The 12,791-nt window shown below is 54.8% G+C and carries 14 protein-coding genes and 1 pseudogene; all 15 read right to left on the reverse strand.

Annotation, left to right across the window (positions count from 1 at the left end; all coding sequences use genetic code 11):
- Positions 1-12: 12 nt before the first annotated feature.
- Positions 13-720, reverse strand: coding sequence for an ABC transporter ATP-binding protein (locus tag NDK47_RS18865; protein ID WP_251871321.1), 708 nt, complete (start codon positions 718-720; stop codon positions 13-15).
- Entirely contained in the window at positions 704-1,468 is a 765-nt protein-coding gene (locus NDK47_RS18870; RefSeq protein WP_251871322.1) for an ABC transporter ATP-binding protein, read from the reverse strand. Before NDK47_RS18870 ends, NDK47_RS18865 begins: the two co-directional genes overlap by 17 nt.
- A 39-nt stretch (positions 1,469-1,507) precedes the next feature.
- Positions 1,508-2,770: a substrate-binding domain-containing protein gene (locus NDK47_RS18875; protein ID WP_251871323.1), complete on the reverse strand. Its 1,263-nt coding sequence runs from the start codon at positions 2,768-2,770 to the stop codon at positions 1,508-1,510.
- Between the two features lie 29 nt (positions 2,771-2,799).
- A complete protein-coding gene (locus tag NDK47_RS18880) occupies positions 2,800-3,822 on the reverse strand; it encodes a 3-oxoacyl-ACP synthase (RefSeq protein ID WP_251871324.1) in 1,023 nt (340 codons plus the stop codon).
- Positions 3,819-4,235, reverse strand: a complete 417-nt coding sequence (locus tag NDK47_RS18885) for a MaoC family dehydratase (protein ID WP_251871325.1) — start codon at positions 4,233-4,235, stop codon at positions 3,819-3,821. The genes NDK47_RS18880 and NDK47_RS18885 overlap by 4 nt, the downstream gene beginning before the upstream one ends.
- Positions 4,195-5,802: an AMP-binding protein gene (locus NDK47_RS18890; protein ID WP_251871326.1), complete on the reverse strand. Its 1,608-nt coding sequence runs from the start codon at positions 5,800-5,802 to the stop codon at positions 4,195-4,197. The genes NDK47_RS18885 and NDK47_RS18890 overlap by 41 nt, the downstream gene beginning before the upstream one ends.
- Positions 5,777-6,442 carry a TetR/AcrR family transcriptional regulator gene (locus NDK47_RS18895; RefSeq protein ID WP_251871327.1) on the reverse strand — a complete coding sequence of 222 codons (666 nt, stop codon included), beginning with the start codon at positions 6,440-6,442 and terminating at the stop codon, positions 5,777-5,779. Before NDK47_RS18895 ends, NDK47_RS18890 begins: the two co-directional genes overlap by 26 nt.
- A gap of 242 nt (positions 6,443-6,684) precedes the next feature.
- Complete coding sequence (gene ptsP / locus NDK47_RS18900; protein WP_251871328.1) at positions 6,685-8,433, reverse strand: phosphoenolpyruvate--protein phosphotransferase; 1,749 nt, start codon at positions 8,431-8,433, stop codon at positions 6,685-6,687.
- 2 nt (positions 8,434-8,435) lie between these two features.
- Positions 8,436-8,696 carry an HPr family phosphocarrier protein gene (locus NDK47_RS18905; protein ID WP_251871329.1) on the reverse strand — a complete coding sequence of 87 codons (261 nt, stop codon included), beginning with the start codon at positions 8,694-8,696 and terminating at the stop codon, positions 8,436-8,438.
- 33 nt (positions 8,697-8,729) lie between these two features.
- Positions 8,730-9,454: pseudogene (locus NDK47_RS18910) on the reverse strand (KDGP aldolase).
- Positions 9,451-10,572 carry a DgaE family pyridoxal phosphate-dependent ammonia lyase gene (locus tag NDK47_RS18915; RefSeq protein WP_251871330.1) on the reverse strand — a complete coding sequence of 374 codons (1,122 nt, stop codon included), beginning with the start codon at positions 10,570-10,572 and terminating at the stop codon, positions 9,451-9,453. Before NDK47_RS18915 ends, NDK47_RS18910 begins: the two are co-directional and overlap by 4 nt.
- Before the next feature lie 43 nt (positions 10,573-10,615).
- Positions 10,616-11,266: a DUF4310 family protein gene (locus tag NDK47_RS18920; RefSeq protein WP_251871331.1), complete on the reverse strand. Its 651-nt coding sequence runs from the start codon at positions 11,264-11,266 to the stop codon at positions 10,616-10,618.
- Positions 11,266-12,054 carry a DUF4311 domain-containing protein gene (locus NDK47_RS18925; protein ID WP_251871332.1) on the reverse strand — a complete coding sequence of 263 codons (789 nt, stop codon included), beginning with the start codon at positions 12,052-12,054 and terminating at the stop codon, positions 11,266-11,268. Before NDK47_RS18925 ends, NDK47_RS18920 begins: the two co-directional genes overlap by 1 nt.
- 25 nt (positions 12,055-12,079) lie before the next feature.
- Positions 12,080-12,418: a DUF4312 family protein gene (locus tag NDK47_RS18930; protein ID WP_251871333.1), complete on the reverse strand. Its 339-nt coding sequence runs from the start codon at positions 12,416-12,418 to the stop codon at positions 12,080-12,082.
- A gap of 3 nt (positions 12,419-12,421) precedes the next feature.
- Complete coding sequence (locus NDK47_RS18935) at positions 12,422-12,784, reverse strand: glycine-rich SFCGS family protein (protein ID WP_251871334.1); 363 nt, start codon at positions 12,782-12,784, stop codon at positions 12,422-12,424.
- Positions 12,785-12,791: the final 7 nt, after the last annotated feature.

Here is a 12,791-nt window from a genome sequence, read left to right on the forward strand (position 1 = left end):
CTCCCCGTTCTCTCAGGCGATCCCCAAATACTTCCGTTTTATTTGTTCATTGTGTTTTAAATCATTCATTATGCCTGAATGAACAGTCCGACCGTCATCGATGATGTAATATCGGTCACCGATGGCACTTGCCATCATGAAATTTTGTTCCACAAGTACGACTGTCACCGAGTCCTTCATTTCGCGCAAAGAATGTATGACTTTTTCCACCATGATTGGAGCCAATCCCTTGCTTGGCTCATCGATCAAAAGCAGCTGATTGTCATTGAGATACGCCTTGGCAATAGCCAGCATCTGCTTTTGGCCTCCGCTCAGCACGCCCGACTGTTTTTTCCAATACGTTTTCAAATCAGGAAATAACTGAAGCATCCACTCCAGACGCTGCCGAGTCGCCTCGTCCTTTTTCTGCATGGCCAATTGCAAGGTTTCCCCAACCGTCAACCCCGAAAACAGGCCCTGGTCCTCCGGTACGTAGCCGATTCCGCGGCGGGCGATTTCGTGTACGGGCAACCGCTGAATTTCGTCCCCGTTGAACACGACTTTTCCCTTCGCTGGCGGCGTCAATCCCATCAAGGAACGGAGCGTGGTGGTTTTTCCTGCGCCGTTGCGGCCAAGCAGTACCGTAACCTCTCCCTTCCTGATCTCAAACGAGATGCCCTGGAGAATGTGGTATTGCCCGATGTACGTCTCGATTTGCTGTACACTAAGAAGCGTCGTCATACATACCTCCCAGATAGGCGGATTGGACTCGTTCATCCTGCATGATCGTCTCAGGGGTATCCTCTGCCAGAAGCTTTCCGTGAAACAGCACCATCAGTCGGTCAGACAAGTCCAGCACCATGTCCATCTTGTGCTCGATCAGCAGGATCGTCCGATTTCCTTCCGCCTTGATCTTCCGTATCACCTCAAGAATCGCCGGGACTTCCTCTAGCGACATGCCCGCCGTTGGCTCATCCAAAAGGAGGAGCTCCGTTTCCAAGGCAAGCAGCATGGCAATTTCCAGCTTGCGCTTCTCCCCGTGAGCCAAGTGCTTTGCAAGCGAAGCGTTTTTCCCTTTCAACAGCACGGTTTCCAGCAATGCATGGGCTTTTTCCTCAAAGGCTGCATATTTGGCGGGGCTTGCGAACAGTTTGTAGTAGATTCCTGCCTGCGCTTGCACGGCGAGGCGAACATTTTCCAGTACGGTAAGCGAGGGAAACACGTTGGTGATCTGAAAGGAGCGTCCTATGCCCATGCGCGTTCTCCTGGCGGGGGAAAGGCTTGTGATGTCCTTTCCCCCGAGAAGCACTTGACCTCCCGTCGGACGCAGCTGACCGCTCAACAGATTGAAAAAAGTGGTCTTGCCGGCACCGTTCGGGCCGATGATCGATGTAAAGGTACGGGGCATCACTTTGACGCTGACGCCGCCTACAGCTGTGTGCCCGCCAAATGCAACCGTCAGATCGCGGGTCTCCAGGATCGGTTCCATCTTGTTTTCTCGTCCTTTCTGCATGAAATTACCGCGGCTTTATTTCTTGTTGCGGATCGGCGGGGCAGTCTCGTCCGGGTCGAGCTCTGTCATCAGGACCGGCACCGGATAATCGAAGCCCTCTTTGTCTTTCAGCGTAATGACATACATCGACTGGAGGGCCTGATGATCTTCCGGACGGAACGTCATCGGACCTTTGGGCGATTCAAACGTCATGCCCTCCATCGCCTTGATCAGATTTTCTGCGTCCGTGTCTCCGCCTGTCTTTTTCAGCGCTTCGACAATAGAGATGGCAGCCGACATCCCGCCCGGCACGAACAGATCGGGGGCTTCTCCGTTGAACCGCTTCTTGTGCTGCTCTACCAGCCAGTCATTTACCTTGTTTTTCGGCAAATCGTAGTAATAGAGCGTGAAGCCCTCCATCCCAACCAGCGACTTCATCGTTTTCAAGGCAGCAAAATTGGCCGTACCCGTCGACAGCTTGATGCCCTGCTCTTGCAGCTTCATGTCGGCGATCTGGTTCCACGGGGTATTTGCCCCTGCCCAGACGACGTAAAGGTAATCCGGCTTCGCTTGGATGATTTTTTGCAAATTGGCTGTGACATCTGTAGCTTTCGGATCGGTGTACTCCTCCAGGATAATATCGGCTCCCAGCTTGACGGCCGTTTCCTTAAATGCCTCCACTCCATCCCGTCCGAACGCGTAGTCCTGAGCGAGGGTGGCGATCCGCGTCCCGTTTTTGGCAATCGCGAGTGCAGCTGCGATCGCATCCTGCGAGGAATTGCGCTGCGTGCGGAAAATATACTTGTTCCAGTTGGCTCCGGTGATGCTGTCTGCGGCGGCAGGCTCGACAATCATAACTTTTTTGTATTCTTCAGCGAGAGGCACGACCGCCAGCGTGTCTGCCGAGCTGGAAGAACCGACGAGAAAATCTACTTTTTCGTCTTCGATCAGCTTCGTTGCCTTTTTTACCGCCACGTCCGCTTTTGTCTCGGTATCCTCGACTATGAATTGAAGCGGTCTGCCGTCTAACATCAAGCTGCCTTCAGTCGCGTAATCCAGTCCCAATTCAAAGCCGCGCACCGTTTGCTTGCCGTAGTCCTCCAAAGCGCCTGTCATTGACGCCAGAACGCCGATTTTGATCGGCTCCTTCTGCCCTGCTGCACTCCCTGTCTGCCCTTGCGCATCCCCCTGCCCGGAAGGCGACGTGGCGGCACCGTTTCCGCACGCCGCCGCAAGCATCATGACCCCGGCCAGTGACGCTGCCAGCCCTATTCTTGCCCAGCCTTTTATACGAACCATTTCCGATCCCTCTCTTCGATTCGTTGTTATTACTTTGCTCCACTGCCCCATTCGATCACCGTTGCTGCCCAGGTGTATCCTGTCCCGGCACTGAGTGCCACGGCGAGGCTGCCGTCTTGCAACATTCCCCGCTCCCGGGCCAGGTGAAGGCCGATACATGGATCGAGTGCCGACATATGACCGTACTCATCGAGATAAATTGCCTGCTCCTCCTGCAAGCCGAGTTGGGCGAGCAATTCTTCAAACATCGACCGTTTTGTGTGAAGCGGCAGGAGGCAATCGATATCTGCCAGCGTGTACCCGCTCCTGGCGACGGCCGTTTTGACGACCTGAACAAAATTGGGCACCGAAACCGGATCGAGCCTGCTTTTCATGCTTGCCGGGTCTTTTACATCGATCGAATGAAGGCGCTCCTGCAATGTCAATGTGCTTGCCGGCATCCTGGAGCCGCCTGCAGGCACCTTGACGTCATCGTGAAAAGATCCGTCTGTCATGATGGCAGAGGCCAAAATCCTGCTTGTTTGCGCTCCCCGCTGAACGAGCGCCGCTGCTCCTCCGTCAGCGAAGTTGAACATGAACCTGGAGCGGGTGTTTTCGTAGTCGATCAGATGGGATTCCTTGCAGCCGCCCACAAGCAAAACATTTCGGATAAAGTCGTCAGACACCAGCATATCCTTCGCCACCTTGAGCGCAATGGGAAAACAGGAGCTGACATTCATCATTTCAAACGCATAGGCATTGTTCAGCCCCAGCTCATGCTGAATCTTGGGAGCGCACGACCATACCTGATAGTCCTTGTAGGGGCTCCCGAAGTAGATCACGACATCGATGTCATTCCGGTCGACCTTTTCCAGAATCGGCAGTGCAGCCCGGACAGCCATATCGGAGGCATGCAAGTCATGGTCCGATACATGTTTTTTCACTAGACCAAATTTTTCGATAATGGCTTCCTCAGGAATTCCTGTCTGCTCCGCCATCTGACTGGCTGTCTGCACTTGCGGCGGAAAGAACATGCCTGTGTCGACGATCCCCACGTTCTTCGCTAGTGTCATGCAGACGCCTCCTCTCGGGGCACTAGCATCGCAGCTTCTCCTTCCAAAACCAGGACGCCGTTTTGATTAAAGCAATCTGTTTTTAACGTCAGCACACGCTTCTCTTCGGAAAAAGACAGGACTTCCGCATGTGCCGTGATTGTATCGCCGATCAGTACCGGCTTCACGAAACGCAGCGTCTGACTTAAATAGACCGAGCCTTTCCCAGGCAGATGCATCCCGAGCAAACCGGACAGCAAGCTTGTCGTCAATAGTCCATGCGCAATCCGCTGGCCAAATCGAGTCTCTTTGGCATATTCCCTGTCAATGTGGATCGGGTTGAAATCGCCGCTCAGTCCGGCAAACTGAACGATGTCGCTCTCCGTAATCGTCTTACTGAAGCTGGCCTTCTGGCCGATTGCAAATGTCGCCATGTCTGTTCTCCTCCATCCTCTTCTCCAACATGATTTTTATCTGATTTTTGTCAACTTTGCCTGTGGCGTTCTTCGGTAAAGCGCTTACAAAAACAATTGTCGCGGGAACCTTGTACTTCGCCAAACGGCGCATGCAATGCGATTGTACCTCTTCCAACCGGGATTGCTCTTGGGAAGTCTCTGCTTCCCCCTCGTCTTCCGGGCTCCTTTCTTTAAGCACAACTGCTGCTGCCGGAACTTCCCCCCATTTGAGGTCGACTACTCCTACCACAGCTGCCTCATCTACCGATGGAAGCTCGCGTATCACTTGCTCGATTTCCAGTGGATACACATTCTCACCGCCCGAGATAATCATCTCTTTCTTGCGGCCTGCCACATACACAAAGCCATTTTCATCCGCTCGGACCAAATCTCCGGTGGATAGCCATCCATCGCGGAGGGCTTTGTTCGTCTCCTCCGGTAAATTCCAATAGCCCTGCATCACGTGCGGTCCCCGGACGAGCAGTTCTCCAATCTCACCGGCCTTCACATCTCGCCCTTCATCGTCTACAATCCGAATGTCGCAATAGAGAACCGGCTTTCCGATGGAACCGACTTTTTTCGTGTAATCCTCTTTCGAGAGCAAAAAGACCGTCGGCGAGGTTTCCGTCATTCCGTACCCCTGGCCAAATGGGATGCCCCTGTCGAGATAGTAGGTTATCAGCTCATGCGGGCAAGGTGCGCCTCCATTGTACAGCCACCGAAGAGAGCTGAGGTCGGTTCCCTCGAAAGCGGGACTTTTCCTGAGCAAATCATGCATCGTCGGAACCCCCAGCGCGATGGTCACCCGGTGCTCCTCGATCATCTTCAGGACTCGCTCCGGCTCAAATCTGTCGGGCAAGATGACGCACCCGCCGGCAAACAGTGCGGGAAGGGAGAACAGGCCGATCCCGCCGATATGGAACAGCGGCAATAAGGCCATAATCCGATCTGCGGAAGTTATGTCCAGGCCGAGGCAGTTGTTGACAGCGTTCCAAAACATGTTTTCCTGGGTCAGGACGGCTCCCTTCGGCCGACCCGTCGTGCCCGAGGTGTAGCAGATGATAAACGGCAGCGAGGCGTCTGCGCCGGTTTCGCCGAATGTCCCCTCACACTCGCTGATACGGTCCTCAAGCCGTTCAGCAGTGAGACCATGGGGGTCAAACCAGAGAACATCCGCGAGCCCGCTCCCAGCGACGAGCTGTGTCCCGAGCTCCCTGTAGCATCCTTCCGCCACCAACAAACCGGCTCCGCTGTCATTGAGCTGAAACGTCAGCTCGGGTGCTGTCAGCCGGGTGTTGAGAACGACCGCAATCGCACCCAGCTTGGCGATGGCAAATAACAGGACCATGTACTCCACGCCGTTCCCCGCGAGGATTGCGATCCGCTCCCCCTTTTTTACCGCATGCTGATCGGATAGAAGCCGGGCCGTCTGGTTAATCTCCCGGCTCATATCCCGATAATTGAGCTCCCTCCGCTCCCCGATGAGCGCGGTCCTCTCCGGTGCTGTCTCCGCCCGCTTTTCAATCCACTTCACGATTCCTTCCATTCGTACCCACCTTTCCTTCTGATGAGGAATTGGATAAACCTTGAAAAATCATCGTCATCGCATCGTCAAAAACTTCTCCCGGCACATCCTTGCCTTCCCAGTACACCCACCGCATCCCGATGAACTGGCTGATTCCCATCAGGCAATACGCAATGGTTTCGGCGTGCAGGCTCTTAAACTCGCCTGCTCCCATCGCTTCTTCCAGTCCTTTGACATACCCCTTGGCCAGACGCTCGTAGTAGGCGCGGTACAATGATTCGTCCACGAGCACAGCCTGCTGGACGATGCTGTATAAGTTGCGGTGTGACTGAACCCAGGTGAAGAAGACGCGGAAGCCGATTCGCTGCGCCTCCTCATAGCTTTTTGCCTGAGCGAGCCCCTGCCGTATCTGGCCGCGGAAATCCCGGCTCAGCTGGGTCAAAAGCTCGGCAAAAATTTCGTACTTGGATTCAAAGTAGTTGTAGAACGTACCCTGGGCGACCTTGGCTTGTTGGGTGATGTCTACAATAGAGGCTGCGAAATACCCTTTTGTTCCAAACACCTCCTCTGCTACGTCCAGCAGCTTTTGCCGCGTCTTCGCCCCTTTGCTGGTAACGGGAACCTTGGTTTGTGCTTTTGACTCTACTGAATTTTCAGACATGATTGAGCTCACCCTTTTGCTAGACATAAGAAGCACCTGCCTTAAAATAAACAAAGAAGAATGAAAAAACTGAAAACTGAATCAGTTGTCACTTTTGAAATCATGATACCCTGACTCCCTGATTTTGACAAGAAAAAAATCCTCTCTTTTCCAAAAAAGAGAGGACATCAAAAATCGGGAGCGGCTGGATAACAGCCTCGTCAGGCGTTTATTCGGTCTAGTGTTTATTCGTCCGAGTTTATCTAGTTCCGGGTTCTTTCTAAGAGCAGCGCCTTTACTTGCTCTTGCCCCTCCAGCTGAAGGGCTGCTTCCGCCAGGTCCTTCATCTCATTGAAGGACAGCTGATTGATCAGCTCTCGTGCAGCCAGCACAGACGATGCGTTCATGCTAAACCCGTCAAGTCCCATGCCTACGAGCAGCGGGATGGCCAACGGATCGGCAGCCATCTCACCGCACATGCTGACACGGCGGTCATGTCGGTGAGCGGCTTCGATCACCAGCTGGATCAAGCGCAGAACAGCTGGATGAAACGGCTGATACAAGCCGGATATTTGCTCGTTCATCCGGTCGCAGGCGAGCGTGTACTGGATCAAATCATTGGTCCCGATCGACAAAAAGTCGGCCTCCCGGGCAAACAGATCGCTGACCAGGGCCGCTGCCGGCACTTCGATCATCAGTCCTACCTGAATGGCAGGGTCAAACGGAATCCCCGCTCGTGTAAGCGTCGATTTTGCCTCGGCCAAAAAGCGGTTCGCTGCCCGCCATTCTTCGAGCGTAGCGATCATCGGGTACATCAGCTTGACAGAGCCGTAGTGAGAAGCGCGGAGAATGGCCCGCAGCTGAGTGAGAAACATTTCCTCCCGATCCAGACAAAGCCGGATCGCACGATAGCCGAGAAAAGGGTTCAGCTCTTTTTGCAGGTTCAAAAGCGGCAGCTCTTTGTCGCCCCCGATATCCAGCGTCCGGATGACGACAGGCTTTCCATTCATGTCATGTGCGACTTGCCGATACGCCTGGAACTGCTCTTCTTCATCTGGCATACTGTCCCGGTTCATAAACAAAAACTCGGAGCGAAACAGACCAATACCCTCTCCGCCAACCCGTAGGACAGCCTGACATTCATCCGGATGGCCGATGTTTGCGCCCAATTCGATACGATGCCCATCCCGGGTCACGGTGGGAAGCTCTGCCCAGCGTGCTTGTCTCGTTTTCTCGCGCAACCAGTCGGCTCGCTTTTGCTCGTAGAACGCAAGCTCCTTCTCGTCTGGTCGCAGGCAGAATAGTCCTTCTGTCCCATCCAGCACGATCAGGTCCCCATCCTCTACCTGCTCCAAAGCCCGCCCGAGGCCGACTATTGCCGGGATTCCAAGAGCACGGGCCATAATCGCGGAATGCGAGGTGCCGCCTCCGATTTGTGTGGCAAAACCCTTGATCAGGCCGGTATCAAGCTGGGCCGTATCCGATGGAGACAAGTCATGTGCGACAACGATAAGCGAATCAGGCGCGGTTTTCTTCTCTTCCCGTGCAGATCCTTGCAGATTTCCCCATACAGTACCAGTACCTTGCAGACAGAACAGGAGACGCTGCCCCACATCCCGAATATCTGCCGCGCGTTCCCGCATGTACTCGCCATCCAGCGATGCAAATAAACTCGCCAGCTCGCCCGTCACCTGCTGCACAGCCGCTTCCGCGTTTATGTTTCCTGCTGCCAGCAGCATCTCGATCGGACCGATCAGCTCCGGGTCTTGCAGCAGCATCATATGGGCCTGAAAAATATCTGCTTCCTTCTGTCCCAGACGCTTTCTGGTCTGTTCATACAATGTCGCCAGCCCGCTCAATCCCTGCTCGCAGGCTGTTTTGAAACGAGCCAGCTCCTCTTCAGGCGATTTCACCTCCTGACCGATTTTTTGAACCTGTTTTTTCCACACCTGTGCCCTGGCAATCGCGACTCCGGCAGATGCGCCTATCCCTTTTACGCGTACGGTTCCCATGCCTACTCGGCTCCTTGTCCCAGAAAGGCGGCCAGCGCAACCAGCGCCTCTTCCTCATCGGAACCGTCGGCGGTCAGCTTTACGCTCTCTCCGTTTGCCACGGCAAGCGACATCACCCCAATGATGCTTTTGGCGTTTACGCTTTTGTCCCCCTTGATCAAACCGATCTCACTGGAAAAGGAGGTGGCCGTTTTTACAAACAGCGTCGCCGGCCGGGCATGCAGCCCCTGGGGAAGGTGAACAACGACTTGCTTCTCTCTCATCTCATTTCACTCCTATCTCGATTCGTTGAAAGGCTATACGGCAGGCAGGGCAGCGAGCAAATCTTCCACCTGATCGAGCCGTGTCAGCCCCGTCTCCCTATCCATAATGGATGTATAGACGTGTGGAATGACCTCTTGTACGCCTTGCTCCAGGCAGGTTTCCACGATGGGTCGGATGGATTTTGCATCGATCCCGCCTGTCGGCTCGAACACGGGAATGCCGTAACGGGCGGCTGCTTTTGCCATCATTTTGACTTCCTCCAGCTTTTCGGTTCCGCCGACTGGATAAAATTTGACGGAATGAACGCCGATCTCGGCAAGCATGGCGGCGGCAGCATCACAGGACACCAGTTCCTGCAACTGCCCGCTGAGCGGACCTGTTGCGACAATGACCTTTCCCGGCGTGCCGCTCGGCGCAATCAGGGCATTGACCAGCGTGTGCCGGCTGTCCACTGCCTGCAAGGCACCCAACGTATAGCCGGCGGCAGGAAAAACCTGATTGACGTGATCAGGCTTTGTGAGTACGGCGGTCTCGGCGACCTTTCTCCACTGGCTTGGATCGCCTGCACCAGCCCTACTGACACGGGAATGCTTGCCTCCTGGTACGCTCTGATCGTTTCCACAGCGGCCTCCACGGAAGGGAAGCCTTTTACCATAATGCCGATCAAGACGCGCCCCTCTGCCGTATCTGCAATCTGTCTGGCATTGTCCACATCTCTGGCCAGGACGTTTAATCGTATGGCTGGGCTTTTCGTCATGACTTATCACTCACTTTCTGTTGTCCCCATATCTCTTTGAAGCGTGCGGCAATGACTTTTTCCTGGCCCTCATGGAGCGGACGGGGATCGATGAAAATCACTCCTGTATTGGCGTAATGGTTTCGCGTAAAAATGGCGGGATCTCCATTCTCGAGAAGCCGGATCACTTCCTTTGCCGAAAATCCCGACTCGCGTTCATCAATCCGTACATGTGTCCGGTAAATGTCCCGTCCCGCCTCGTCCTTGACTACACTGGCTGAAAGTCCGGACAATTGGTTCAATTCTCGGGCGAGCCATTCCACTCGCCCCCGCAAAACTCCGGTGTGGCCTTCCTCCCGACCGTACCGGCCCAACGCTGTCAGCAATCCGATGATCGCCTCCTTGCCCGTTTTCATCGCACGCCCCACGCCTTTATACTGAGCCTGGCACGCCTCAATCAGGTCTTTGCGGCCGGTGATAAAACCCGATGTGGGGCCGCCGATTGCTTTTGCCCCGCTGTACACGACCAGATCAGATCCCATCGCCACATAGCGGCGCAAATCCTCTTCCGCAGCAGCATCGACGATCACCGGAACCTTGTATTCGCGCCCGAGCTGAATCATCTTCTCAAGCGACTGCATGCCTTTTTGCACCGCGTGATGGGATTGCACGTACAAAAGCGCGGCCGTCTGATCGTCTATCTCCGCACGCAAATGCGCTTCCTCCACATGATTGGCATGACCTGCCTCGATGGCTTGCCCCCCTCCGAGGGCAATCATTTGCCGCAGCGGCGCTCCAAAATGCACGGCGTGTCCTTTTTGCAAAATAATCTTGTTTTTCAGTCCTGCCGAGTCGGGCAATCGTTCGATCAGACGCAGATCGGTACCGGCGATAACAGCCGCCACGCTGATGGCTACCCCTGCTCCCGCTCCCGCCGTGGGACAGCCGTCCTCGCCGCCGGTAGCCTCGGCGATCAGCTTACCTGCCTTTTTGATGAGCTCGCTGATCTCTACGTAATCCATCGCTGCCTCACCCATTGCTCGGGCTACTTCCGGGTGGACGGCGCTTCCGCCCAGCGCCGTCATTTTTCCGCTTGCATTGATCACTTGCTTCAGCCCTAGCTGCTGATAGATGCCCATATCTCATATCCCGTCCTTCCTGATTCTGTTTCCGACGCCTTGTTTACTGTGTGGGGATGGGAAAAATGGCCCCGAGAACCATGGCTCCGATGATCGCTCCTCCGGCGATTGGCTTGTTGTAGTGGTAAAAGATGGCCGCTCCCGCTGTTGCGCCGATTCCAACCGGAATGGAGGCCATGATGGCGGAGATGACGATGAGCGGACCGAGATAGCGTCCCGCGGCATTCCCTGCACCCATCATGACATCGGCACCAAATGTGGAATTGACCGAATTGATCGTAAATTTGCGAATCAAAATAATAACGGCACCAATCGCCAGTCCCAAGACCGCCCCCGTCGCCAATGCCAGCGGGAAGGAGGTCAATGGCGCGGTAAACCCGGCACCCAGCATCAAGGCTGGAACGCCAATTCCGATACCTGTTTGCAGAGAACCGCCGATGTCGAGGATGCCGACCAGCGGCCCCTCCAAAATCCGGGCAAACAGAAAGCTTGCGCCAAACGCGGCAGCTGCTCCGTATCCGCCTCCCTTGATCCCCGCTTCGAGCATGGCAACAATCGCGATGTCGTTAAAAGCGCCTACGTGATAGACATAATACAGATGAGTACCGGCAAAGATTCCCGAAGAGAGGCACGCGACAAAGAGGGCAAACGCCCATTCCGAATACCAAAATCCTTTTGCTTGCAGTTCATTCATTATTTCTTCACCGCCGATCCAAATGTTTCGTGAAGCTGTACCAGCCATTCTGGAATCTCTACTTGCAGGCTCTTTAACAGCGCGACATCAAAGGCACGGAAGAAACCGCTCAAGATAAACAAGAGTGCGACGGCCACGACCATCGTTTTTGTAATCCGGTTCCAGCCGCTGTCGTCCAGCCCTTTTCCGATCAGGATACCGAGCACGATGCCAGGCACGGCATTGCCCATGACCAGGTGTGACAAGCCGCCGAGTACGGTGCCCCAGATCCCTGTCCGCTTGCCAGCATCCAACGCCGCCATCCAGAAGACAATCGGCATGATCGGGTTGATCAACCAGTTGGCGGCAGGAACCAGCACTTTTGTCGCCACCAGCTGCATCGATTCGGGAATGGCGGTTGCCGTCGAGTTGAGCAGCGTCACGACGACGACACCAACCAGCGCTCCGGCGAACGCCATCCGCTTCGGATTGTGCAGCGTTTCTTCAACGTTTTTGTTTTTCCAAAGAAGGATGGCTGCCGACCAGTTCGGGATAACCCGGTGATCGACGTCCTGCGTCAGAGCCCCGGCCCCCACCACGGAAGCCCATGAGTTGAACAAAAAGCCAAGCCCGAAGGAAAAATGAGAAATGGGATCTCCGGCACAGGCATTCAACTCTCCAAACGTGCGAAATGCTCCCATCCCCTGGACATTCGGCGCGTGAAACATGCGAGCGGCACCCGCCCCCACACCGAAGCCAACCAATGCCCCAATGACAATCGACTTCAAAATGATGATGATCGTTATCATGAACCTTCCCCCCTTTTATTTTTTTCTATTTCTGACTCAGCACCTGTCCCAGCCGTGCAGCCTGCTCTGCCTGCTTTTGAAACGGGATGCTTGCCACGTCCACGACACCCAGCCGCACCTGGATATCCACAGTGATGTCGTACTTCGCTCGCGTACGCGGGAAAAACAGGCCGAACAAGCGCTCCTTGTGAATGCTCTCTGTCGCTGACACGAGCTCCATGTGAACCGGCTCAATCCGCACGACGAGATCACTTGTCTGTCTGGCCACGACCTGCTTGATCTGTCCGAATATCTTGTTAAACGCTCCTTCCTTCGTATCCGCACTGCCCGACAACCGCAAGGTCTCGATCCTTTCTTTGTACATGGCTTACCTCCCCCTCAGCTTGATGCATTCTTCGGTCATTCTTCTGCCCAGCTCCTCCGTATCCATAAAGCCAAAACCGATCACTTTATTGCCGTTGCGCAAGGCCGTAATTCCCGCGTCTACAGATCGCAGACCGTATTCAACGGGATAGCCGTACTTTGTCTTGGCCGTCAAGGCGCCTGCTCCCCCGCTGCCGCAAAACGACAAGCCGAGATCAGCCCCCTCCTGCTTCACGACATCTCCTACTTTCATATCAGCCCCGACTCCCTGAATGACGACGGGGATACCTCCGGCAGCCTCCACTCCTTTGGCGATGTTCTGCCCCTTTCCCAGACGATCTCCGATCACGATCTTTACTTTTGTCATCACTTCG

It is taken from the genome of Brevibacillus ruminantium, from assembly GCF_023746555.1.
GTDB classification, from domain to species: domain Bacteria; phylum Bacillota; class Bacilli; order Brevibacillales; family Brevibacillaceae; genus Brevibacillus; species Brevibacillus ruminantium.

Excerpts from the sequence above, each read along its gene's own strand:
- NDK47_RS18865 (WP_251871321.1), bottom strand. The coding sequence starts at position 720 with ATGACGACGCTTCTTAGTGTACAGCAAATCGAGACGTACATCGGGCAA.
- NDK47_RS18870 (WP_251871322.1), bottom strand. The coding sequence starts at position 1,468 with ATGGAACCGATCCTGGAGACCCGCGATCTGACGGTTGCATTTGGCGGG.
- NDK47_RS18875 (WP_251871323.1), bottom strand. The coding sequence starts at position 2,770 with ATGGTTCGTATAAAAGGCTGGGCAAGAATAGGGCTGGCAGCGTCACTG.
- NDK47_RS18880 (WP_251871324.1), bottom strand. The coding sequence starts at position 3,822 with ATGACACTAGCGAAGAACGTGGGGATCGTCGACACAGGCATGTTCTTT.
- NDK47_RS18885 (WP_251871325.1), bottom strand. The coding sequence starts at position 4,235 with ATGGCGACATTTGCAATCGGCCAGAAGGCCAGCTTCAGTAAGACGATT.
- NDK47_RS18890 (WP_251871326.1), bottom strand. The coding sequence starts at position 5,802 with ATGGAAGGAATCGTGAAGTGGATTGAAAAGCGGGCGGAGACAGCACCG.
- NDK47_RS18895 (WP_251871327.1), bottom strand. The coding sequence starts at position 6,442 with ATGTCTGAAAATTCAGTAGAGTCAAAAGCACAAACCAAGGTTCCCGTT.
- ptsP (WP_251871328.1), bottom strand. The coding sequence starts at position 8,433 with ATGGGAACCGTACGCGTAAAAGGGATAGGCGCATCTGCCGGAGTCGCG.
- NDK47_RS18905 (WP_251871329.1), bottom strand. The coding sequence starts at position 8,696 with ATGAGAGAGAAGCAAGTCGTTGTTCACCTTCCCCAGGGGCTGCATGCC.
- NDK47_RS18915 (WP_251871330.1), bottom strand. The coding sequence starts at position 10,572 with ATGGGCATCTATCAGCAGCTAGGGCTGAAGCAAGTGATCAATGCAAGC.
- NDK47_RS18920 (WP_251871331.1), bottom strand. The coding sequence starts at position 11,266 with ATGAATGAACTGCAAGCAAAAGGATTTTGGTATTCGGAATGGGCGTTT.
- NDK47_RS18925 (WP_251871332.1), bottom strand. The coding sequence starts at position 12,054 with ATGATAACGATCATCATCATTTTGAAGTCGATTGTCATTGGGGCATTG.
- NDK47_RS18930 (WP_251871333.1), bottom strand. The coding sequence starts at position 12,418 with ATGTACAAAGAAAGGATCGAGACCTTGCGGTTGTCGGGCAGTGCGGAT.
- NDK47_RS18935 (WP_251871334.1), bottom strand. The coding sequence starts at position 12,784 with ATGACAAAAGTAAAGATCGTGATCGGAGATCGTCTGGGAAAGGGGCAG.